Consider the following 22,447-nt stretch of genomic DNA (forward strand, 5'->3'; position numbering starts at 1 on the left):
TTGATGCCGCCGCCAGTACTGCCCGCGCAACAGCCAATAAAGGCGGAGAACATCAGCAGCATGGGCAGGAACGAGGGCCAATCTGCATAGGTCGTGGTGCTATAGCCGGTGGTGGTACCCAGAGAGACCGCCTGGAAAAGACCGTGGTTGAACGCCTCTTGCCAGGTGGCGTAGTGTCCGTGGGTCAGCAAGGCGACAAAGCAGATCATCACCAGGGTCGCCTGAATGGCCAGGAACACCTTGAGTTCAGAATCGTAAAGGTAGCGCCCGAGCCGCACCGGGCGGTGAGAGAAAACGGTAAAGTGGAGCGCAAAGTTCACGCTGGCCAGCAGCAGGAACACCACGGTAATCAGGTTGATGACCGGACTGTTGAAGAATCCGATGCTGGCATCGTGAGTGGAGAAGCCACCGACCGACAGAGTCGAGAACGAATGGCACACCGCATCGAACAGCGTCATTCCGGCGAGCCAGTAGGCCAGCGCACAGAGTGCGGTGAGCAGCAGATAGATGAACCAGAGCGCCTTGGCCGTTTCGGCGATGCGCGGCGTCACCTTGGTATCCTTCACCGGCCCCGGGATCTCGGCGCGATAGAGCTGCATGCCCCCGATACCCAGCAGTGGCAGAATGGCCACCGCCAGTACGATGATCCCCATCCCCCCCAGCCACTGCAGCAACTGGCGATAGAACAGAAACGCCTTGGGCAGATTATCGAGCCCGGTCAGTACCGTTGCGCCTGTGGTGGTCAGGCCGGAAAAAGATTCGAAGAAGGCCTCCGAGACCGACATATCCGGCACGTCGCTCATGATGAAGGGCACAGCCCCCACACTGCCCAGCACGGTCCAGAACAGCACCACAATCAGAAAGCCCTCTTTCGAGCGCATCTCCTTCTTGTGGTAGCGATTGGGAAACCAGAGCACCACGCCGAGCAGCAGGGCGATCAGAAAAGAGCTGACGAACTCGGCACCACCACCATCCCGATAGCCAAAGGCCACCAGTGCAGGCAACAGCATGGTCGAGCTGAACAGCGCAACCAGCAGGCCAACAATGCGAATAATGCTCAGAATGTGCATTACAGCTCCCTTTCCCCAATTAAAGAGCGATGGATTCTAGCCATCTAAGGGACTGAGGGATACCCGCCCATGAGTCCGGTCGGTCAATTCACGGTCCACCTGAGCCCAAACCGAGGACTCCCACGCCACCTGCAAGGTGACCTGCTGACCGTAATCCGCCGCCAGCAATTCGCCATTATGGATACTGATCAGCGACTCGACCGTCCCCATGTCACCGTAATCGCAGTGAATGAGAGAGGGAGTGCGCGGCACCTTGAGCAGGGTGGGCAATTGCTTGAGAGCGGCACCAACACCGCCCCCATAGGCTTTGACCAGTCCACCGGTGCCAAGCTGGATGCCGCCGTAGTAACGCACTACCACGGCGCAGATTTCACCAAGCCCCGAGCCCATCAACTGGGCCAGGATCGGCTTGCCCGCAGTACCGGAAGGTTCGCCGTCATCGCTGAAGCCATAAACCTGGCTATCTTGCGGCGCGCCCGCCACAAAGGCCCAGCAGTGGTGGCGAGCGGCCGGATGTTGGCGCTTGATCTCGTTGACCCACCCCTTGGCCGCCTCGACGGTCGGGGTGTGGGCGATCAGGGTAATGAAGCGGCTCTTCTTTATCTCTTCGGTCAACTCCAGCGGGGCAGCCGGAATGGAGTACGCTGCCGCCATCAGAGCCCTGCTTGCCTGGTCATGTTCTCCACCCCGTTGGCGTGCAGCACCACGTTGTCTTCGATGCGGATGCCACCAAACGGCCGCAGTGCCTCCACCTTGTTCCAGTTGACCCGTTTGCCCTGTTCGCCCTGACGCAGCGGCTCCAGCAGGCTGTCGATGAAGTAGAGCCCCGGCTCGATGGTGAACACCTGACCCACTTCCATCACCCGGGTGCAGCGCAGATAGGGAAACAGCTCGGGCGCCGCCAAATGGGTGCCGCGCTCATCCTGCATGAAACCACCCGCATCGTGCACCTGCAAACCGAGGAAGTGGCCAAGGCCGTGGGGGAAGAAGACATTGGTCACCCCGGTGTTGATCATCTCGTCAACCGACATGTCCACCAGCTCGGTCGCTTGCAGCAGGCGCGCCAGCTTGTGATGCATCAGCAGGTGCAGCTCGCTGTAACGGCGACCCGGTTTGATCTCCTTGATGATCTCCTGCTGCTGCTCGTCGAGGGCAGCAATCAGATCGGCAAACTCGCCACGCCGCCACGCCCAGGTGCGGGTGATGTCGGAGGCATAACCGTGAAAATCGACACCGGCATCGATCAGGAAGGAGTGACGCTCCGCATCGGGCACCCGCAAGGCAGACAAGTGGGTGTAGTGCAGGATGGCCGCATTGCGGTTGATGGCGACGATATTGCCGTAGGGTGCCTCATTGGCCCCCTGCCCGACCGCCTTCATGTAGGCCAGATTGATCTCGAACTCGCTCGCCCCCGCCATAAAAGAGTCCTTGGCCGCGATATGGCCGCGCACCCCGATCCGGTTCGCCTCGCGCAGACACTCCAGCTCGTAGGGTGTCTTGTAGGCGCGGTGATAGTGCAGGTAGTTGAGCACCGCCTCTGGATTGGGCTGGGTCAGCCCCAGCAGCTCGGCCACTTCCAGATGACCGCCCAGATAGGCCCACTCCTGCTTGTTGGCTGGTAGATGGTCGGCCACCTGTTCCGGCCGGGTCAGGAAACGGATATCGAAGAACTCGACCCAGAAGGCATTGGGCAGATCCGCTACCTTGTGCCAGAAATCCACCGGGCGGTAGAACAGCAGGATTGGTTTGTTCACCCCGTCCACCAGCAGCCAGCAGTGGGGATTGTCCAGCACCGGCAACCAGGCCTTGAAGTGGGGGTTTACCTTGAACGGGTAATCCTGATCATCGAGGAAGATGCGGTGAGTCTGGCCGGAGTGGATGGCCAGTCCGCTGAGCCCCTGTTGTTGCAGAATATCGCGGGTGCGCTGCTGCAAGGTATCGAGGTGCTGGGCAAAAAGTTGGCTGTAGCTGCTCATGGCGTCCTGCTCCGAGGTGAATGTGATTGCAGCATAACATCAAGCGCTTGGCGGCTCGACCCGTCAAGCTGCCGCTTCGTGAGGTAACGCATACGTTACAAACGTGTTTGTTATCAACAGAAAACCAATCATTAACAAATCAAAAACAATTCAATACACTGCCGGTAGATACATGAAGTCAGGGATTACTCATGGACAACCTCTGCCTGTGGCAACCGGATCCGCTCGGGATGCAGCAATCCAACCTCTACCGTTTTATGGCGGAGGTGAACCGTTTCCACGGCTTGCAGTTGCAGAACTACCCGCAGCTTTATCAATGGTCGGTGGAGAAGACCACCCGTTTCTGGCCGCTGGTATGGCAGCACTGCGGCGTCAAGGGCGAGCTCGGCAACATAGTGGCGGAGAACCGTCAGGATATGCAGCGCACCCGCTGGTTCCCCGACAGCAGCCTCAACTTCGCCGAAAACCTGCTGCGCCGTCAGGACGAGAGCCCGGCCATCATCTCCCGTATCGAAGGAAGTCCAAGCCGTACTCTTAGCTGGGGTGAACTGAGTGATCAGGTTGCCCGGCTGGCGCAGTGGCTGCGTCATCAGGGGATTGGTCGCGGCGATGTGGTCGCCGCCTATCTGCCCAATATTCCGGAAACCGTGGTTGCCATGCTGGCAACCACCAGTCTGGGGGCAATCTGGACCTCCACCAGCCCCGACTTTGGCGAAGCCAGCGTGGTAGAGCGCTTCGGCCAGACCCGACCACGAGTGCTGTTTGCGGTGGATGGCTATCGCTACAACGGCAAGGCTATCGACATTCAACAGAAGGTCGCCAGCGTGGTGAGCCAGATCGGCAGCATAGAGCAGACGGTGATGATCCCCCTGCTCGGCAACCCGCTGCAGCTTGGTCACGACTGGCAGCAAGTGCTGGCGAGCCAGCCGGACGCCAGCCTCCAGTTCGAACCCATGGCTTTCAACGATCCGCTCTATATCCTCTACTCCTCCGGCACCACCGGCAAACCCAAGTGCATCGTGCACGGCATCGGCGGTACCCTGCTGCAACACCTGAAAGAACACCAGCTGCACTGCGACATCAAACCGGGGGAGCGAATTTTCTACTTCACCACCTGTGGCTGGATGATGTGGAACTGGCTGGTGAGCGCCCTCGCCTCCGGCGCCACCCTGGTGCTCTATGACGGCTCGCCATTTTATCCGGACGGCAACGTGCTGTGGGATCTGGCCCGCGACGAGCAGGTCAGCTTGTTCGGCACTTCGGCCAAGTATCTCGATGCGTTGCATAAACAAGGCTATGCCCCTATCAAGACACACGACTTGCCGCACTTGCGGCTGATCTGCAGCACCGGCTCCGTGCTGTCGCCGGAGGGGTTCGACTACGTCTACCAGCAGATAAAGCAGGATGTGCAGCTCAGCTCCATTTCCGGTGGCACCGACATCTGCTCCTGCTTCGTCATCGGCAATCCCCTTAGCCCCGTCTATCGCGGCGAGAGTCAGGGGCGTGGCCTCGGTCTCGCGGTGCAGGTATTCAACGAAGCGGGCCAGCCGGTGCAGGGGGAGAAGGGCGAGCTGGTCTGCACCAAGCCGTTCCCGGCCCAGCCCATCTACTTCTGGGGCGACGAGCATGGCGACAAGTACCATGCCGCCTACTTCGAACGGTTCGACAACATCTGGTGCCACGGCGACTGGATCGAGCTGACCCCGACCGGTGGCATTCTGTTCTACGGCCGCTCCGACGCCACCCTCAACCCGGGCGGCGTGCGCATCGGCACCAGCGAGATCTATCGCTATGTTGAACAACTCGACGAGGTGGAGGAGAGCATCGTCATCGGCCAGCAGTGGCAGCAGGACGAACGGGTGGTGCTGTTCGTCAAGCTCAAGGCGGGCTGCAAGCTGGACGAGCCGCTGCGCGAGCGGATCCGCCAGCAGATAAAACAGCACTGCACCGCCCGCCACGTGCCCGCCCGCATCCTGCAGGTGGATGCCATCCCCCGCACCAAGTCCGGCAAGATCGTCGAACTGGCGGTGCGCGAAGTGGTACACAACAGACCCGTCAACAACACCCATGCCCTCGCCGATCCCGAGGTGCTTAACCAGTATCGCAACCGGCCTGAACTGGCCAGTTGATAACAAACTCACATCTATCCGAGGCGCCGCAAGGCGCCTCTCTTTTGCCTGTTTTGTGATGAGGAGCTTTTACTCGAGTTCTGTTAAACAAATGTTTTAAATAGGTGTTGAAAATGTCTCCTTTTGGATCAATAGTGAGCCTCGCCCCCTGCTGGGGATTAAGGAGCACCACTCCCCACTGAGTGGGAACAAGGAGACACTCTCATGATCTACCAAGGCGAAACCCTGTCGGTCAGCTACCTCGAAAACGGCATTGCCGAGCTGAGGTTTGATGCCCCGGGTTCAGTCAACAAGCTGGATCGCGCTACCCTGCTCTCCCTGAGCGAAGCGATCGCCGCATTACAACAAGAACGTGAACTAAAAGGTCTGATCCTCACCTCCGGCAAAGACGCCTTTATCGTCGGTGCCGACATTACCGAATTCCTGGAACTGTTCGATCTGCCGCAAGAAGATCTGCTCGGCTGGCTGAAAAAGGCCAACGACATCTTCAATGCCATCGAAGATCTGCCGGTGCCCACCCTCTCAGCTATCAAGGGCCACGCCCTCGGCGGCGGCTGCGAGACCATTCTCTCCACCGACTTCCGTCTGGCCGACACCAGCGCCAAAATCGGCCTGCCCGAGACCAAACTCGGCATCATGCCGGGCTTTGGCGGCACAGTCCGTCTGCCGCGAGTGATCGGCGCCGACAACGCGCTCGAGTGGATCACCACCGGCAAGGATTACCGTGCCGATGACGCCCTCAAGGTGGGCGCCATCGACGCCGTGGTCGCCCCGGACGCACTGCAGAGCGCTGCGCTGCAGATGATCAAAGACGCCATCGCGGGCAAGCTGGACTGGCAGAGCCGTCGCGCCGCCAAGAAAGCCCCGCTGCGTCTCTCCAAACTGGAAGCCATGATGAGCTTCACCACCGCCGCCGGCATGGTTGCCGCCGTGGCGGGCAAACACTATCCGGCGCCGATGACTGCGGTGAAAACCGTCGAGGCCGCCGCCGGCATGGGCCGTGACGAGGCGCTGGCCGTTGAGGCACAGGGCTTTATCAAGCTGGCCAAAACCGACGTGGCCAAGGCACTGGTCGGTATCTTCCTCAACGATCAGCACATCAAGGCACTGGCCAAGAAGGCTGCCAAGCAGGCGAGCAAGGCCACTGGCCACGCCGCCGTACTGGGTGCCGGCATCATGGGTGGCGGCATCGCCTACCAGTCTGCCAGCAAGGGCATTCCGGCGGTGATGAAGGACATCAACGAGAAGGCGCTGGCACTTGGCATGGGCGAAGCCACCAAGCTGCTCAACGGCCAGCTCGAAAAGGGCCGCATCGATGGCATCAAGATGGGCCAGGTGCTCTCTGCCATCACTCCGACCCTCAGCTATGACAACGTCAAGCATGTGGACGTGGTGGTCGAAGCCGTGGTCGAGAATCCCAAGGTGAAAGCCGCCGTACTGGGCGAAGTAGAAGGGATCATTGGCGAAGACGCCGTGCTCGCCAGCAACACCTCCACCATCCCCATCTCCCTGCTGGCCAAGGGGCTGAAGCGCCCGCAGAACTTCTGCGGCATGCACTTCTTCAACCCGGTGCACCGCATGCCACTGGTGGAGATCATCCGCGGCGAGCAAACCTCCGATGAAACCATCAACCGCGTGGTGGCCTATGCCGCCGCCATGGGCAAGTCCCCGGTGGTGGTCAACGACTGCCCTGGCTTCTTCGTCAACCGCGTGCTGTTCCCCTACTTCTTCGGCTTCAACAAGCTGGTCGCCGATGGCGCCGACTTCGCCGCCGTCGACAAGGTGATGGAGAAAGAGTTCGGCTGGCCCATGGGCCCCGCCTACCTGCTGGACGTGGTCGGCATCGACACCGGTCACCATGCCGGTGACGTGATGGCGCAGGGCTTCCCGGCACGCATGAGCAAGGAAGGTCGCACCGCCATCGACGTGATGTACGAAGTGAACCGCTTCGGTCAGAAAAATGGCAAGGGCTTCTACGCCTACGAGCAGGACAAGAAGGGCAAGCCGAAGAAGGTGGCCGACGCCACTGCTTACGAGCTGCTGGCCCCCATCGCCAAGCCGAAACAGGATTTCGACAAGGAAGCCATCATCGCTCGCATGATGATCCCGATGATCAACGAGGTGGTGCTCTGTCTGGAAGAGGGCATTGTCGCCACGCCAGCCGAAGCCGACATCGCACTGGTCTACGGTCTGGGCTTCCCTCCCTTCCGCGGCGGCGTGTTCCGCTATCTGGACACTATCGGTCTGGATCGCTACGTGGCCATGGCCGACCAGTATGCCGACTTGGGCCCGCTCTACCGCGTCAGCGACCGCTTACGCGAGATGGCCGCCCAGGGCAAAACCTTCTACTGATTGCGGAAAGGAGATCCATTCATGAAAGACGTAGTCATTGTCGACTGTATCCGGACCCCGATGGGCCGGTCCAAGGGCGGCGCCTTCCGCAACGTGCGTGCAGAAGATCTGTCCGCGCACCTGATGAAGTCCATCCTGCTGCGCAACCCCAACCTCGACCCGAACGAGATCGAGGATATCTACTGGGGCTGCGTACAGCAGACCCTGGAGCAGGGCTTCAACATCGCCCGCAACGCCGCGCTGCTGGCCGGTATTCCCAAGCAAGTGGGGGCGGTTACCGTCAACCGCCTGTGTGGCTCCTCCATGCAGGCGCTGCATGACGCCTCTCGCGCCATTCAGGTAGGTGATGGGGATATCTTCATCATCGGCGGCGTAGAGCATATGGGTCACGTGCCGATGAGCCACGGCGTCGACTTCCACCCCGGCATGGCCAAGTCGGTGGCGAAAGCCTCCGGCATGATGGGGTTGACCGCCGAGATGCTCGGCAAGCTGCACGGCATCAGCCGCCAGCAGCAGGACGAGTTTGCCGCCCGCTCCCACCGCCGTGCTCACGCGGCCACCGTGGAAGGGCGTTTTGCCAAGGAGATCGTCGGGCTGGAAGGCCATGACGCCAGCGGCGCCCGCTTCTTCTACGACTACGACGAGGTGATCCGCCCGGAGACCACGGTCGAAACCCTGAGCCAACTGCGCCCGGTGTTTGATCCGGTCAACGGCACCGTCACCGCCGGCAGCTCCTCGGCCCTGTCCGATGGCGCCTCCGCCATGCTGGTGATGAGCGCGGATCGCGCCAAGGCCCTCGGCCTCACGCCGCGCGCCAAGGTACGTGCCATGGCCATCGCCGGCTGTGACGCCGCCATCATGGGTTACGGCCCGGTGCCGGCGACCCAGAAGGCGCTCAAGCGTGCCGGTCTGACCATAGGTGACATCGACCTGTTCGAACTGAACGAGGCCTTCGCCGCCCAGTCACTGCCCTGCGTGAAGGATTTGGGTCTGCAGGATCAGGTGGACGAGAAGGTGAACCTGAACGGCGGCGCCATTGCGCTGGGCCACCCGCTCGGCTGCTCCGGTGCGCGCATCTCCACCACCCTAATCAATCTGATGGAGGAGAAGGATGCCACTCTGGGGGTTGCCACCATGTGTATCGGTCTGGGCCAGGGCATCGCCACCGTGTTTGAACGGGTGTGATAACCAGCCGGATCGACGGGATGCACTACTGAGAGTTGTCCCTTTTCGGGGCCAGTCTGACTGGCCCCTTTTCAAGTCTGTGACGATCGCCACACGGGGTGCTCGTCAGTGGTCAGAAGCTGTCTGTTGGCCGTCCCGTTTGGGTCGGCCTTTTTTCGTTTTAATCTTATCAATAGGCTGTTATTGCCTTAAACCTCACATTAGATAGGGGGCTTGCTTGCTTTTTACTCCCCCGACAGGTTCAATCTGCACAAAAAAATGGGTGGATGCACATACATATGTCAATGAGCAAACAACTGCTGATCGTCGATGACGACCAAGAGATCCGCGAGCTGCTCAATGAGTACCTGACCCGGGCGGGCTTTCAGGTATTGACGGCGGCGGAGGGCAACGAGATGCGTCAGCAACTCGCCCAGCACAGCCCGGACCTGATTATTCTGGACATCATGATGCCCGGCGAGGACGGTTTTACCCTCTGCCAGCAGATCCGTCGTGACTCCCAGGTGCCCATCATCATGCTGACCGCCGCCTCCGACGAAGCGGATCGGGTGATCGGCCTCGAACTCGGTGCCGACGACTATATCGCCAAGCCGTTCAGCCCCCGTGAACTGCAGGCCCCATCAAGGCGCTGCTGCGCCGCGCCGAATTCCGCCAGCCGGAAAAAGAGAAAGAGCCGAGCCGCCGCCTGCGTTTTGCCGAGTGGACCCTCGACACCCTGAGCCACCAGCTGACCCATGATGATGGCAGCCTGCTGGATCTCTCCGGCAGCGACGCCATGCTGCTCGGCATGTTCCTGCAACAGCCCGGCGTGGTGCTGGATCGGGACACCATCTCGGATGCCACCCGCGGCCGCGAAAGCCTGCCGATGGAGCGCGGCATCGACGTACAGATCAGCCGTCTGCGCCAGAAGCTGGGCGACAACGGCAAGAGCCCGCGCATCATCAAGACCATTCGCGGCAGTGGCTACATGCTGATTGCCGAGGTGCACGAGCTGCCATGAGCAACAAGTGGTCCTGGGGGGCGCTGGTGCCCCGCTCCCTGTTGTCACGGATGATCCTGCTGCTGTTGCTGGCCATCCTGCTCTCCCAGACCATTTTGACCGGCATCTGGATGCAGCAGATCCAGAAGCGGGAGCTGGAGGGGATGGTCAGCACCACCCGCAACCTCGCCATGTCTGCCGCCTCCACCGTCAACTTCTTCAAATCCCTGCCGCTGCAATATCGCCATATCGCGCTGGACCAGCTGCGCAACATGGGGGGCAGCCGCTTCTTCGTCTCGCTCAACGAGGAAGAGATCCACATCAACGCCATCCCCGACAGCGAACGCAAGACGCAGGTGCTGGAGGAGGTACAGGGCGTGCTGACCCGCAAGCTCTCCGATGCCATGGCGATCAAGGTGGACTTCTCCCGACCCGATGACCTCCACGTCTTCAACAACGACACCTTGCTGGCGGATCTCCCCTCCTCCTGGGCCCGCTACACCCTGTCGCTGGAGCCGCTCAATCCACCGGTACTGGTGACCCAGATCGAGATCGAAAAGGGGGAGTGGCTCTATCTGGCGGCCCTGCTGCCCGCCCCCTACATGACCCTCGACGATACCGTGATGCCGAGCAATCAGGTGCGCTTCATCGCCCTGATGACAGTGTTCCTCTGCTTCTTCACCTTTATGCTGGTGCGCTGGCAGACCCGTCCGCTGCGCCGTCTCGCCAAGGCGGCGGTGAATCTCGGCAAGGATATCGATCAGCCTTCGCTCAAAGAGGAAGGAGCATCGGAAATCGTGGCGGCGACCCGCGCCTTCAACATCATGCAGCACCGCATCCGCCGTTATATCGACGATAGAGAGCGGCTGTTCAGCTCAATTTCCCACGACCTCAAGACCCCCATCACCCGGCTGCGGCTGCGGGTCGAACTGCTCGATGACGAGGTACAGATCGCCAAGTTCAACAAGGATCTCGACGAGCTGGAGCTGATGGTGAAAGGGGCGTTGCAGACGGTCAAAGAGACCGACATTCACGAGAATATCGAGGAGATCGACATCAACGCCCTGCTTGAGCAGATGGCGGAGTCGATGAACCTGCACGACGAGCGGCTGACCATCGAAGGGCACTGCAAGTGGCCCTATCGCGGCAAGCTGCTGGCGCTCAAACGCTGTATCGGCAATCTGGTGGACAACGGCATCAAGTACGGCCAGAAGGTGCGCATCATCATCATGGATGACGAGGAGATGCTGATCCTCTTCATTATGGATGAGGGCCCCGGCCTGCCGGACGATCAGTTCGAGCGCATTTTCGAACCCTATTACCGGCTCAGCACGGATCAGGCTGGCACCGGCCTCGGCCTTGGCATCGCCCGCAACATTGCCCACGCCCACGGTGGCGATCTGGTGCTGGAAAATCGTCCGCAAGGTGGCCTGCAGGCCACGCTCTCCCTACCAAGGCAGTAACCTTATGAAGTGGTTGTCTTTTTCTGTCATCGCCCTGCTCTCTACTCCCGTTGCCGCCTCCCAGGTGGAGGTACTGCACTGGTGGACGTCAGGCGGCGAAGCGAAAGCGGTCGAAGTGCTCAAATCCGAGTGGACCAGACAGGGCAACCAGTGGAACGACTTTGCAGTGCAGGGCGGCGGCGGCAAGAGTGCCATGACGGTATTGAAGAGTCGGGCACTGGCCGCCAACCCGCCAGAAGCGGCCCACCTCAAGGGCTACGAGCTCAAGGAGTGGGCCGGGCTCGGCTTCCTGCGCGACCTCACCCCCATGGCCGAACACCTCGGCTGGTACGGTCAGATGCCGCCCATGGTACGTGCCACCCTCAGCCAGAATGGCGCCCTGATGGCGGTGCCCACCGGCATCCACCGGGTCAACTGGCTGTGGCTCAACCGCAAGATCTTCGAGCGCAACAAGCTGACTCAGCCCACCAGCTGGGCCCAGTTTGTCACCGTCGCCGACCAGCTTAAAACACGGGGCATAACCCCGCTCGCCATTGGCAACGAGCCCTGGCAGCTGGCGGTACTGTTTGAAACGGTGGCACTCGGTGAGGGCGGAAAAGAATTCTATCGCAAGGCGTTCCTCGAGCAGGACAGCGCCACCCTGACCGGCCCCGATATGGTGCGAGTGTTGACCCGTTTCCAACAGCTGCGTGCCTACGTCCCGCAAAAATACGCCGGTCTGAAGTGGCATCAGGCCACCAACCTGCTGGAGAGCGGTGGCGCCGCCATGCAGGTGATGGGGGACTGGGTTAAAGGGGAGCTGAGCGCGGGCAACTACCGGCCGGGTGAGGATATCGCCTGTCTGCCGAGCCCGGGCAGCGCCGGACTGTTCAGCTACAACCTCGACTCCATCGCCATGTTCAAACAGCGGGATCCGGCCCAGTTGCAGGCGCAGGGGGATCTGGCCCAACTGCTGATGACGCCGAAATTCCAGGAAGAGTTCAATCGGGTGAAGGGGTCGATCCCGGCTCTGACCAATCCCGACATGAGCAAGTTCGACCGCTGCGCCGTCCGCTCCTATCAGGATTTCCTGCTGGCGGAAAAGCAGGACAACCTGCTGCCCAGCATGGCGGAAGGGATGGCGACACCGACCAATATGCGGCAGGCGATCCTCGATGTGCTGAGCAACTTCTTCAACGATCCCAAGGCCAACCCGGAGCAGACGGCGCTGCATCTGGAGCGGGCGATGCGCTCGACCCGCTGATCCGGGCACATTGCCAAACGGCAGAAATGACAAAGGCGGAATTGCTCCGCCTTTGTTGCTGAATCTTCATCCGATTCAGGATTGATCGTTCTCGTCCTCATCCTCGTCATAGTAATCGCTGAGCTCGATCCAGAGCCCCAACCCGACCATCACCATGGAGCCGAACCAGGTACCGGTATTCCCGATCGGGCTGCCCATCACTATCATGGCGAAGGACAAGAACCCCATGCCTGCATAGGCTTGTAATCTGCCGTAGGAGACCTGCATATTCACCTCCTTGTTGAATATGGTTCAATTTTTATATTACTCGTCCGGCGCAAGCTGGATAGGGCTGAATAACATTTCGGTTACATATGCTGGTTAATGGGTCGTTTGTTTGATTATTTTTTAGCCCTGAGTATCATTGGCAGCCGAATAGGTTGAAGGTTGATAATAGATGAGTGATTTATTCTGCGATGCGACCCACGAGTTGGACGCAATCGGGCTTCGTTGCCCGGAACCCGTTATGATGGTTCGCAAGAAAGTGCGACTGATGGCGGATGGCGAGACCCTGCTGGTCAGCGCCGACGATCCTTCAACCACCCGCGACATCCCCAGTTTCTGCCGCTTTATGGATCACACCCTGGTCGCCAGCGATACAGAGCAGGCCCCCTACCGCTATCTGATCCGCAAGGGTCAATAAGCCCCCGTACCGGAGCACTCCATGACAACCATTACCCGAATCGGCACCACCCAGCGTTGGTCTGACGTCGTCATCCACAATGGCACCCTCTACGTGGTGGAAGTGCCCGTCAGCGAAGAGGCCGACATCCACCAGCAGACCCGCGAAGTGCTTGAGAGCCTGCAACGCCTGCTGGAAGCCAACGGCTCCGGCGTCGACAAGATCCTGATGGCCAATATCTATCTGAAAGACATTCAGGACATCGCTGCCTTCAACGAGCAGTGGGATGCCTGGATCCCGGCTGGCACCGCGCCGGTTCGCGCCTGCGTACAAGCCCGCTTAGCCCATGAAGGCTACAAGGTGGAAGTGCAGCTGACTGCCGCTGTCTAAGAGGCGCTTATCCCCCTCATCCCCGCCCCTTCTCCCACGAGGGGAGAAGGGAGCAAACAACAAGGCGTCATTGCTCGCCACGGCGCCAATAGAAAGGCCCCGCCATCACTGGCGGGGCCTTTTCGTTACCGAAACCTGAGCGACTTAGGCGGTCGGGGTCAGGGTAATGGTCACGCGGCGGTTCTGGGCTTTGCCTGCGGCGGTGCTGTTGGTAGCAACCGGCTGATCCGGGCCCACGCCGGTGGTGGAGATGCGGCTGCCTGCTACGCCCTGACCAATCAGCTGGGCGGCAACGGCATCGGCACGATCGCGGGAGAGCTTCATGTTCAGGTCGCGGGAACCGGTACTGTCGGTGTGACCGACCACGTTCAGGCGGGTCTTGTCGAACTCGGCAACCACCATGGCCACGCCGGAGAGGGTGTTGGCTCCGGCCGCTTTCAGCTGGGAGCTGGAGCTGTCGAAGGTGACGTTGTTCGGCATGTTGAGGATCAGCTCATTGCCATTGCGGGTCACGCTGACGCCGGTGCCCTGCAGCTTCTCGCGCAGCTTGGCTTCCTGCACGTCCATGTAGTAGCCGATACCGCCACCCAGGGCCGCGCCAGCAGCAACGCCGGTCAGGATGCCCTTCTTGCGGTCACCCTTGCTGGAAGAGAGCGCACCTACGGCCGCACCGGCAGCGGCGCCAGCCAGCGCGCCCCAGGCACCTTTGGAGGTCTGGGATTCACCTGTGTAGGGGTTGGTGGTACAGCCGCTCAGGGCAACGGTCAGTGCCAGAGCAGGCACCAGGATCTTGGCTCGCATGAAAAAACCTCTGTGAAAACAATCCGGCACCATGCCGGGGGCCGGATTGTAACGCGCTGGCACGCCATTGTCTGACGCAAGCCTGAACAGATGGCGAGAGTGGTGTTTTTTTGGGCAATTGGCGGGCTGTCAGCGCGGTAACTGACACTCGGCGTGGCAAGGACAGCTGACCAGATGATCGTTCACCATCCCCACCGCCTGCATAAAGGCGTAACAGATGGTGCTGCCGACGAAGTTGAAGCCGAGCTTCTTGAGCGCTTTCGACATAGCATCCGACTCCGGCGAGGTTGCCGGAATATCGCCGTTGCCCTGCCGCTGGTTAACGATGGGGGCGCCGCCAACAAAGCCCCACAGGTAGTCGGCGAAGTCGAGCCCCTGCTCCTGCAACGCCAGATAAGCGCGGGCATTTCTGATGATCGACTGAACCTTGAGCCGGTTGCGGATGATGCCGCTGTCCTGCATCAACCGCTCCACATCCTGCTCGTCGAAGCGGGCAATCTGCACCGGATCAAAGTCGGCATAGGCGCGGTAATAGCTCTCGGTGCGCTTGAGGATGGTGATCCACGACAGTCCCGCCTGCTGGCCGTCGAGGCAGAGCTTGGCAAACAGCTCGCGGGCGTCATAGACCGGCCTGCCCCACTGTTTGTCATGGTATTCAATGTATTCCGGGTCTTTGGTCACCCAGGCGCAGCGCTGTTCCATTTCCTCTCCCTCGTTATTTCAGCGGTTTGCCCAACCCTGCCCACTCTGCAGGCGGCACTGCTCACATCATATACCGGACATCCCGCCCGACCAGCCAGGGCGCAGCACCATCCCGCGAATCCGCTGCAATTTCGCCTATTATCCGACCATGCCAGACGGTATACTCCCTCGGTTCACATTCAGCAAATCTTGCTCTGATTTTCACTTCGCGCGAAAAAAATTATGCAAAAATTCGATGTCAAAACCTTTCAGGGCCTGATCCTGCAGCTGCAGGACTATTGGTCCCGCCAGGGCTGTACCATCATTCAGCCGCTGGATATGGAAGTGGGTGCCGGTACTTCCCACCCCATGACCTGTCTGCGTGCCCTGGGCCCGGAGCCCATCGCCTGCGCTTACGTGCAACCGTCCCGCCGTCCGACCGACGGCCGCTACGGTGAAAACCCGAACCGCCTGCAGCACTACTACCAGTTCCAGGTGATCATCAAGCCTTCCCCCGACAACATTCAGGAACTCTATCTGGGCTCCCTGAAAGAGCTGGGCATGGATCCTGAAATCCACGACATCCGCTTCGTGGAAGACAACTGGGAAAACCCGACTCTGGGTGCCTGGGGTCTGGGTTGGGAAGTGTGGCTGAACGGCATGGAAGTGACCCAGTTCACCTACTTCCAGCAAGTTGGCGGCCTCGAGTGCAAGCCGGTTACCGGCGAGATCACCTACGGTCTCGAGCGTCTGGCCATGTACATTCAGGGCGTGGACAGCGTCTACGATCTGGTCTGGTCTGACGGCCCGCTGGGCAAGACCACCTACGGCGACGTGTTCCACCAGAACGAAGTGGAGCAATCCACCTACAACTTCGAACACGCCGATGTGGAGTTCCTGTTCCACTGCTTCGAGCAGTACGAGAAGGAAGCCCAGAATCTGCTGGCACTGGAAAAACCGCTGCCGCTGCCTGCCTACGAGCGCATCCTCAAAGCCGCTCACTCCTTCAACCTGCTGGATGCCCGCAAGGCCATCTCGGTCACCGAGCGTCAGCGCTACATCCTGCGCATTCGCACCCTGACCAAGGCCGTAGCAGAGGCATACTACGCCTCCCGCGAAGCGCTGGGCTTCCCGATGTGTCAGCGCAGTGAGAACAAGCAAGGTTAAGGAACGGACATGGCACAACATACATTTCTGGTAGAGATCGGTACTGCTGAGCTGCCGCCCAAAGCCCTGCGCTCCCTGGCCGAAGCCTTTGCCGACAACTTCAAAGCCGAACTGACCAAGGCCGATCTGGCCTTTGGCGACGTCGAGTGGTTTGCCTCACCGCGCCGTCTGGCGCTGAAAGTGAGCGAGCTGGCTGGCGAACAGCCGAGCAAGAGCGTCGAGAAGCGCGGCCCGGCCGTGTCTCAAGCGTTCGATGCCGAAGGCAAGCCGACCAAGGCAGCCGAAGGCTGGGCCCGTGGCAACGGCATCACCGTTGAGCAGGCCGAGCGTCTGGTCACCGACAAGGGTGAGTGGCTGGTTCACACAGCCAAGGTCGAAGGCCGTCCGGCCAAAGATCTGCTGGGCGAGCTGGTAGCCTCCGCACTGGCCAAGCTGCCGATCCCGAAAATGATGCGCTGGGGCGACAAGACCATCCAGTTCGTGCGTCCGGTGTTCACCGTGACCCTCCTGCTGGATGGGGATCTGGTTCCCGCCACCATTCTGGGTATCGACTCTGCCCGCACCCTTCGCGGTCACCGCTTTATGGGCGAGAGTGAATTCACCATCGACAACGCCAGCCAGTACCCGCAGATCCTGCAGGAGCGCGGCATGGTGATTGCCGACTTCATGGCACGCAAGGCCAAGATCAAGGCTGACGCCGAAGCGGCCGCTGCCGCCTTCGGTGGCGTGGCCGATCTGGACGACGCCCTGCTGGAAGAGGTCACTGCACTGGTCGAGTGGCCGGTGGTGCTGACCGCCAACTTCGAAGAGAAGTTCCTGGCCGTTCCCGCTGAAGCGCTGGTTCATACCATGAAGGGTGACCAGAAGTACTTCCCGGTCTACGACAAGAACGGCAAGCTGCTGCCGAAGTTCATCTTCGTCACCAACATCGAGTCCAAAGACCCGAGCCAGATCATCAGCGGCAACGAGAAGGTGGTTCGCCCCCGTCTCTCTGACGCCGAGTTCTTCTTCAAGACTGACCTCAAGCAGACCCTGGCTTCCCGCCTGCCGCGCCTTGAAACCGTGCTGTTCCAGCAACAGCTGGGCACCGTCAAGGCCAAGGTCGAGCGCATCGAGACCGTCGCCGGCTTTATCGCCGAGCGTATCGATGCCGACGTGGCTCAGGCCAAGCGTGCCGGTCTGCTCTCCAAGTGTGACCTGATGACCAACATGGTCGGCGAGTTCACCGACACCCAGGGTGTCATGGGGATGCACTACGCCCGTCACGATGGCGAAGACGAAGCAGTGGCCGTGGCCCTCAACGAGCAGTACATGCCGCGCTTTGCCGGTGATGCCCTGCCGTCCGGTCTGGTTGCCTGCGCCGTCGCGCTGGCCGACAAGTTCGACACTCTGGCCGGTATCTTCGGCATCGGCATGCTGCCGAAGGGTGACAAGGACCCGTTCGCCCTGCGTCGCGCCGCCATCGGTGCCCTGCGCATCATGACCGAGAAGCAGCTGGATCTGGATCTGGTTGAACTGGTGGAAGAAGCGGTACGCGTCTACGGCGACAAGCTAACCAACAAAACCGTCGTTACCGACGTGGTCGACTTTATGCTGGGCCGCTTCCGCGCCGCCTATCAGGACGAAGGCATCGGTGCCGACGTGGTGCTGGCCGTACTGGCACGCCGCCCGACCCGTCCGCTCGACTTCGATCGTCGCGTCAAGGCCGTCAGCCACTTCCGCACGCTGGATGCCGCACTGGCTCTGGCTGCCGCCAACAAGCGCGTGAGCAACATTCTGGCCAAGGTCGAAGGCGAACTGCCGACTGCCGTCAAACCGGAACTGCTGGTCGATGCCGCCGAGAAGGCGCTGGCCACCCAGGTTGCCGAACTGCAAGCCGAACTGGCCCCGCTGTTCGCTGCCGGTGACTATCAGGCCGCCCTCACCCGTCTGGCCGCCCTGCGCGAGCCGGTCGACACCTTCTTCAACGAGGTGATGGTGATGGCCGACGACGAAGCCCTCAAGGCCAACCGTCTGGCACTGCTGAACAACCTGCGCAACCTGTTCCTGCAAGTCGCGGATATCTCCCTGCTGCAGTGATTTTAAAAGGCGGTGTGAACTACACCGCCTTCACTTTACCAATTTAATCCAGATTAATTAGGGAAATTAATATGGCGGTTATTGTAAGTTTCGTGAGTGAGAAGGGTGGTGTAGGAAAAACCACAGCATGCTTTCATATTGCGGTAGCTCTACAGCGTTTCCATAACAAACGAGTATTAGTCATTGACGCCGACTACCAACGTGGTGGCATAACAGGGCGTTTCTTCCCTCAGATGATTGAAACTTTCCATACTCAACCACCTTCTGGCGAAACACTATTTAATAAATTCCAACAATTATATAGTGCAACACAACAAACTCCGAATATTTCTATTTTCCAACATCCCTCTGGAATACATGTCATTCCGTCTGACCATCGCCTTTCTACCGTAAATACCAACAAATTACCTAGCACCAATAACATCAGAGAAAACAACATGTTATTGTTGTCTCACCTACAAACTGTCAGTTTGATATTAGAGCCTCTTCGCCATAACTATGATTATATCCTGATTGACTCACACCCTGAAATATCTGATGTTTTACGTTCAATTATCTACGCATCAGACTACTGTGTATCTCCAGTAAAACTGGATAGGCAGTCATCAATCGGGGTTGTGAGTGTTGTTGGCGAAATAAGAAACGTTAACAGTGATGTTAACATGATAAGAATGGCCATTGGTGTTCCTCAAAACTATAGAGAGACATGCTTTTCTGGCGCTATAGGCATGATGGCTAGAGAATATGATGAAGCACTAAAACGGTCAGAACAAACTGAATATACTAGGCTATCTCAAACGGTCCCTATGTTCGCTAACTACATCACCGAAGGAGATGGTTTAAGAATAGCAGCATCTTCCCGTTTATCCGTGTATGATGTGACTATGGAAAATGCTTACAAACAAGCAAACCAGTTTAGAGCGTTAACCGTTGAATTTATTCAGAGGGTACCATAATGTTACAGCTTGAACAGTTAATAAAATGTCTCGGTGTAAAAGGGGCTATTGCTGGCCTAACCGAAAGCGATTATACAAATAAAGAACTGTTGGAGCTGTTAACAGAGTATCTTGACAAATCAGCCTTTAAAGCAAAACGCACTGATCTTATTGCAACAGCTGTTTATAACGCAAGAAAGAAGTCTTTTAAAAGTAATGATGAACTCATTAGCATGAGTACTGATGAACTTGAAAGTTATTTCAAAAGCATTCGAATCACTAAGGATGAGTTACAGAAAATATTATCAGAGCTTGACGTTAGACCTATTAATCAGTCATTAGAAGGCATGATGAAGTACGTCATTAGCGAAATAAACGAAATTGGTATGTACAAGCGAGTTGCACAAGGCGATCGTAATAATTAAAAATATAATTTTTGCACAAGTCAATTTACTTTCTGACATCGGCCAAAAACCGGTGTCTTTTTATAAGATAAATAATAGCCCCCCCCCTTTACGATGGAAACTAATATTAATTCCATATTTTAAAACAGTAGCTCGTAGGTTCGATTAGCCGTCAGGCGTAATCGGACGTTCGCGTAAATGGATTCGCCCGCTATCACGGCCAGCCACACTTCCCCCTCCGGCTGGCCGCCCCTGTTTCACGGCAACAACCGCAATCAAAGCCTCTCGATCGTCTGATTACGCTTTGCTAATCGAACCTACAGGGGGGTAATGAGCTGTTATCATTTGAGACAGTGCCCAGCGCCGCCACGCCCAAGAGGAAAGTCATGGATATACCTGCCGCCCCGTCCCCCGCCATCTGCCAGCTGTGTCAGGAGAAAGCAGAACTCGACTTCGACTTCACCATGGCCTTTCAGCCCATCGTCGATTGCAGCCAGCGTACCGTCTTCGGCTACGAGGCGCTGGTGCGGGGGATCCACAACGAACCGGCGCAGAGCGTGATTGCCCGGGTCAACGACGACAACCGCTACCGCTTCGATCAGCTGTGCCGCATCAAGGCCATCGCACTGGCGGCCCGACTCGGGATGAAGGGGATGCTGAGCATCAACTTTCTGCCCAATGCGGTCTACCGCCCGGAGCGCTGCATCCGCACCACCCTGCAGGCGGCCCGCGAGCACCACTTCCCCATCGCGCAGATCATGTTCGAGCTGACCGAGGTGGAGCAGGTGCAGGATAGCCAGCATCTTCGCGGCATCGTCGATCACTATCAGGCCCTCGGCTTCAAAACGGCGATCGATGACTTTGGCGCCGGTTACTCGGGTCTCAACCTGCTGGCCGATTTTCACCCCAACATCGTCAAGCTCGATATGCACCTGCTGCGCGGCATCGACCAGGACCCGACCCGACAAGCCATAGTGCGCCACTGTCTGGCGCTGTTTGCCGAGTTGCAGATCATCCCGCTGGCGGAGGGGATCGAGACCCGCGAAGAGATGGCCTGCCTGCGGGAGATGGGCGTCAGCCTGATGCAGGGCTATCTGTTTGCCCGCCCCGGCTTCGAAACCCTGCCCGAAGTGGATTTCGCCAGCCTCTAAGCCATATCGGCCTGCCCTGCTCCCCTCAGCCCACTCCCGCCCGAATAAGAAAACGGACACCCGAGGGTGTCCGTTTTTATGTCATATCACCTTGCCCGCAGGGGCTGTGTGCTGACGGTTTACAGATAGCTCTCATCGACGCCGATATGAGCCAGCGCAGCCAGTTCGAGCGGTGTCAGCTGGCTAGCGGAGTCGATCATGGTCGGCTCGCCACGGGCGGACCCGGGCAGTTGCAGCCGCTCCTTGAGCGCATCGGTCAGGCTGCCCACCAGATTGCCCATGCGGGTCAGGCGGGAGACCAGCACAGCCTCAGGGCTGCTTTCGCTATCGGCAAAGCCTGAGACCTGAGCCACCGCGAAGTCGCAGATAGCCCTGGCCCGATCACCAAAAGCCCCTTCCAGCTGTTGCAGCACCTGCCGTGCCTCGCTGTCGCCGAGACGCCCCAGCTCCGCCTGCATATGGCCGGTGTCAAAACGCAGTCGCGCCCCGGCATCGAGCCGATCCTCCGGCTTGCCAGCTGTATGGTTCACCCACGCCTGATCGGTCTGACCGGCAAACTGCATCAGTCCGCCCAGCACCAGCCGCTGGTTGGGACGCGCCGAGGCGAGACTGTCGAGGGCATGACCAAGGGAAGATCCCTTGGCGTCGCTGCCGCTGGCCAGAGAGAGCGCCAGTGTACGCAGGGTTTGCAGATCGCCGCGGGTCTGCAACTTGGCCATGTGGGAACTGTTGATGGAGCCATCGGCAATGTGTTGATGCAGGGCATTGAGATCGCTGCTGCTCAGGGTCACCTCGGTCGAGGTTTGATCCCGCAGCAGGTAGCTGGCCTGATAGCTGATAAGATCCAGCGCCAGCTTGTAGCCGGTGGCCGGAGTCTGCCGCGCCATGGCGACCTGTTCGCGAGCAGCCCCTTTGCTCTCACCGCTTTGGGCGGACGTCGCATCCGCAGTGGTGGTCGCGCTTTGCGCCGGTTCGCCAGCGATTTCAGCCTTGACGGCCCGCTGCAGGTCGGCCACTTCACCCATCGCGGTGTGCAGCTGGCTCATCGCCTCCTGCAGCAGTTCGGGTGTGGCGCTGGCGAGCAGCTCGGTCACCTTGCCCCCCACAGTGCCCCACTGCTGGAGCGGGATACCGGCGATGGGGCGAGCCAGCAGCCCGGCAGCCAACTCACGAAGTTGCGGCTGCTCGGAGCCGATGACAACGGCCTGCAACGCGGTGCAGAGAGAGCGCAGTGGGCCGTTGCCGGTCGCCAGAGTGGCGTGCTCCTTGCCCAGTTGTTCGGCGGCGATGTTGTTCAATACGTCCGCCTTGGCAAAGCCACCCAGCGAGCTGCCAAATGCAGCCTGCTTCATCAGACGCTGAAGATCCTCGGGGGAAGTGGCGGTTTGCGTCTTCGGCGCTGCGGCACTCTTGCCGCTCCCCAGCAGGTTGCCAATCCACTCTTTGATGGCCACGAACGGACGGGCCAGTTGGGCCCCCAATCGCGAGAGCAGCCCCTGCCCTTTCTGCGGTTCGCTGCGGTTGCCCAGCAAGATCGCATCTTGTCCGGTGGCAACCTGACGTGCCTCCAGCTGGCCCATCCGGCCAACCCCTGTGGTTGCATCACTGTGGTGAGCGACGACCTGTGTGCCGCCGGTGTTTGCTTGAATCTGCATGATGATTGTCTTCTTGTGATGTTTCGCCGCCAGTCTAGGAGAGGCCATCAACAGGGACTATCGGGATTGGTCGCGATTTTTGTACTGAGCGCGGCGTGCTATCTCGCTGACCGAAAAGCTAAAAAA

The 22,447-nt window shown here is 59.4% G+C and carries 19 protein-coding genes and 1 pseudogene (1 of these 20 only partly in view); 13 read left to right on the forward strand and 7 right to left on the reverse strand.

Annotated elements, in window-relative coordinates:
* The 3 genes in view from ACTG2O_RS03210 to pepQ are tightly spaced (at most 36 nt apart) and all read right to left on the reverse strand, a layout consistent with a single transcriptional unit that may run on beyond the window.
* Positions 1-1,070, reverse strand: partial view of a TrkH family potassium uptake protein gene (locus ACTG2O_RS03210; protein WP_058059614.1) — the 5' portion only. 388 nt of this gene lie to the left of the window's left edge; the window shows 1,070 of its 1,458 coding nt (coding positions 1-1,070); the start codon lies at positions 1,068-1,070; the stop codon falls past the left edge of the window.
* 36 nt (positions 1,071-1,106) lie between these two features.
* Complete coding sequence (locus tag ACTG2O_RS03215) at positions 1,107-1,724, reverse strand: YigZ family protein (protein WP_019446293.1); 618 nt, start codon at positions 1,722-1,724, stop codon at positions 1,107-1,109.
* On the reverse strand, positions 1,724-3,046 hold the full coding sequence (gene pepQ / locus ACTG2O_RS03220; protein ID WP_323915876.1) for a Xaa-Pro dipeptidase: 1,323 nt from the start codon (positions 3,044-3,046) through the stop codon (positions 1,724-1,726). Before pepQ ends, ACTG2O_RS03215 begins: the two co-directional genes overlap by 1 nt.
* A gap of 191 nt (positions 3,047-3,237) precedes the next feature.
* Between pepQ and ACTG2O_RS03225 the strand changes: the two genes are divergently transcribed.
* The 6 genes and pseudogenes from ACTG2O_RS03225 (at position 3,238) to ACTG2O_RS03250 (ending at position 12,397) form a co-directional block, all read left to right on the forward strand.
* A complete protein-coding gene (locus tag ACTG2O_RS03225; protein ID WP_439975324.1) occupies positions 3,238-5,175 on the forward strand; it encodes an acetoacetate--CoA ligase in 1,938 nt (645 codons plus the stop codon).
* Positions 5,176-5,379: 204 nt separating this feature from the next.
* The gene (gene fadB, locus ACTG2O_RS03230; protein ID WP_439975325.1) at positions 5,380-7,527 is read left to right on the forward strand and encodes a fatty acid oxidation complex subunit alpha FadB; all 2,148 of its coding nucleotides are present in this window, start codon (positions 5,380-5,382) and stop codon (positions 7,525-7,527) included.
* A 21-nt stretch (positions 7,528-7,548) separates the two neighbouring features.
* A complete protein-coding gene (gene fadA, locus ACTG2O_RS03235; RefSeq protein ID WP_439975326.1) occupies positions 7,549-8,712 on the forward strand; it encodes an acetyl-CoA C-acyltransferase FadA in 1,164 nt (387 codons plus the stop codon).
* A gap of 278 nt (positions 8,713-8,990) precedes the next feature.
* Positions 8,991-9,712: pseudogene (locus tag ACTG2O_RS03240) on the forward strand (response regulator).
* On the forward strand, positions 9,709-11,154 hold the full coding sequence (locus tag ACTG2O_RS03245) for an ATP-binding protein (protein ID WP_439975327.1): 1,446 nt from the start codon (positions 9,709-9,711) through the stop codon (positions 11,152-11,154). Before ACTG2O_RS03240 ends, ACTG2O_RS03245 begins: the two are co-directional and overlap by 4 nt.
* 4 nt (positions 11,155-11,158) lie before the next feature.
* A complete protein-coding gene (locus ACTG2O_RS03250) occupies positions 11,159-12,397 on the forward strand; it encodes an ABC transporter substrate-binding protein (protein ID WP_019446298.1) in 1,239 nt (412 codons plus the stop codon).
* Positions 12,398-12,472: 75 nt separating this feature from the next.
* On the opposite strand, the gene ACTG2O_RS03255 is transcribed toward ACTG2O_RS03250, so the two are convergent.
* Positions 12,473-12,664 (reverse strand): hypothetical protein, encoded by a 192-nt coding sequence (locus tag ACTG2O_RS03255; RefSeq protein ID WP_005339471.1) that lies wholly within the window; start codon positions 12,662-12,664, stop codon positions 12,473-12,475.
* A gap of 169 nt (positions 12,665-12,833) precedes the next feature.
* Between ACTG2O_RS03255 and tusA the strand changes: the two genes are divergently transcribed.
* Together tusA and ACTG2O_RS03265 are read left to right on the forward strand one after the other, a co-directional pair.
* The gene (tusA, locus tag ACTG2O_RS03260) at positions 12,834-13,079 is read left to right on the forward strand and encodes a sulfurtransferase TusA (protein ID WP_026035054.1); all 246 of its coding nucleotides are present in this window, start codon (positions 12,834-12,836) and stop codon (positions 13,077-13,079) included.
* Positions 13,080-13,100: 21 nt separating this feature from the next.
* Positions 13,101-13,448 (forward strand): RidA family protein, encoded by a 348-nt coding sequence (locus ACTG2O_RS03265; protein WP_019446300.1) that lies wholly within the window; start codon positions 13,101-13,103, stop codon positions 13,446-13,448.
* Positions 13,449-13,592: 144 nt separating this feature from the next.
* Here ACTG2O_RS03265 and ACTG2O_RS03270 read toward each other — a convergent pair whose 3' ends face one another.
* Together ACTG2O_RS03270 and ACTG2O_RS03275 are read right to left on the reverse strand one after the other, a co-directional pair.
* Positions 13,593-14,249, reverse strand: a complete 657-nt coding sequence (locus ACTG2O_RS03270; RefSeq protein ID WP_005339468.1) for an OmpA family lipoprotein — start codon at positions 14,247-14,249, stop codon at positions 13,593-13,595.
* Positions 14,250-14,378: 129 nt separating this feature from the next.
* The gene (locus ACTG2O_RS03275) at positions 14,379-14,951 is read right to left on the reverse strand and encodes a DNA-3-methyladenine glycosylase I (protein ID WP_439975328.1); all 573 of its coding nucleotides are present in this window, start codon (positions 14,949-14,951) and stop codon (positions 14,379-14,381) included.
* 222 nt (positions 14,952-15,173) lie between these two features.
* On the opposite strand from ACTG2O_RS03275, the gene glyQ reads away from it, so the two are divergent.
* From glyQ to ACTG2O_RS03300, 5 genes are all read left to right on the forward strand, one after another.
* The gene (gene glyQ / locus ACTG2O_RS03280; protein ID WP_005339464.1) at positions 15,174-16,097 is read left to right on the forward strand and encodes a glycine--tRNA ligase subunit alpha; all 924 of its coding nucleotides are present in this window, start codon (positions 15,174-15,176) and stop codon (positions 16,095-16,097) included.
* Between the two features lie 9 nt (positions 16,098-16,106).
* A complete protein-coding gene (gene glyS / locus ACTG2O_RS03285) occupies positions 16,107-18,176 on the forward strand; it encodes a glycine--tRNA ligase subunit beta (protein WP_439975329.1) in 2,070 nt (689 codons plus the stop codon).
* Positions 18,177-18,247: 71 nt separating this feature from the next.
* Positions 18,248-19,132 (forward strand): ParA family protein, encoded by an 885-nt coding sequence (locus ACTG2O_RS03290; protein ID WP_439975330.1) that lies wholly within the window; start codon positions 18,248-18,250, stop codon positions 19,130-19,132.
* A complete protein-coding gene (locus tag ACTG2O_RS03295) occupies positions 19,132-19,536 on the forward strand; it encodes a hypothetical protein (protein WP_439975331.1) in 405 nt (134 codons plus the stop codon). Before ACTG2O_RS03290 ends, ACTG2O_RS03295 begins: the two co-directional genes overlap by 1 nt.
* A gap of 365 nt (positions 19,537-19,901) precedes the next feature.
* Complete coding sequence (locus ACTG2O_RS03300) at positions 19,902-20,666, forward strand: EAL domain-containing protein (RefSeq protein ID WP_439975332.1); 765 nt, start codon at positions 19,902-19,904, stop codon at positions 20,664-20,666.
* A 119-nt stretch (positions 20,667-20,785) separates the two neighbouring features.
* Here ACTG2O_RS03300 and ACTG2O_RS03305 read toward each other — a convergent pair whose 3' ends face one another.
* A complete protein-coding gene (locus tag ACTG2O_RS03305) occupies positions 20,786-22,321 on the reverse strand; it encodes an ADP-ribosyltransferase (RefSeq protein WP_439975333.1) in 1,536 nt (511 codons plus the stop codon).
* Between the last annotated feature and the right edge of the window lie 126 nt (positions 22,322-22,447).

This window comes from Aeromonas sp. 61P, from assembly GCF_051919545.1.
Classification (GTDB): domain Bacteria; phylum Pseudomonadota; class Gammaproteobacteria; order Enterobacterales; family Aeromonadaceae; genus Aeromonas; species Aeromonas veronii.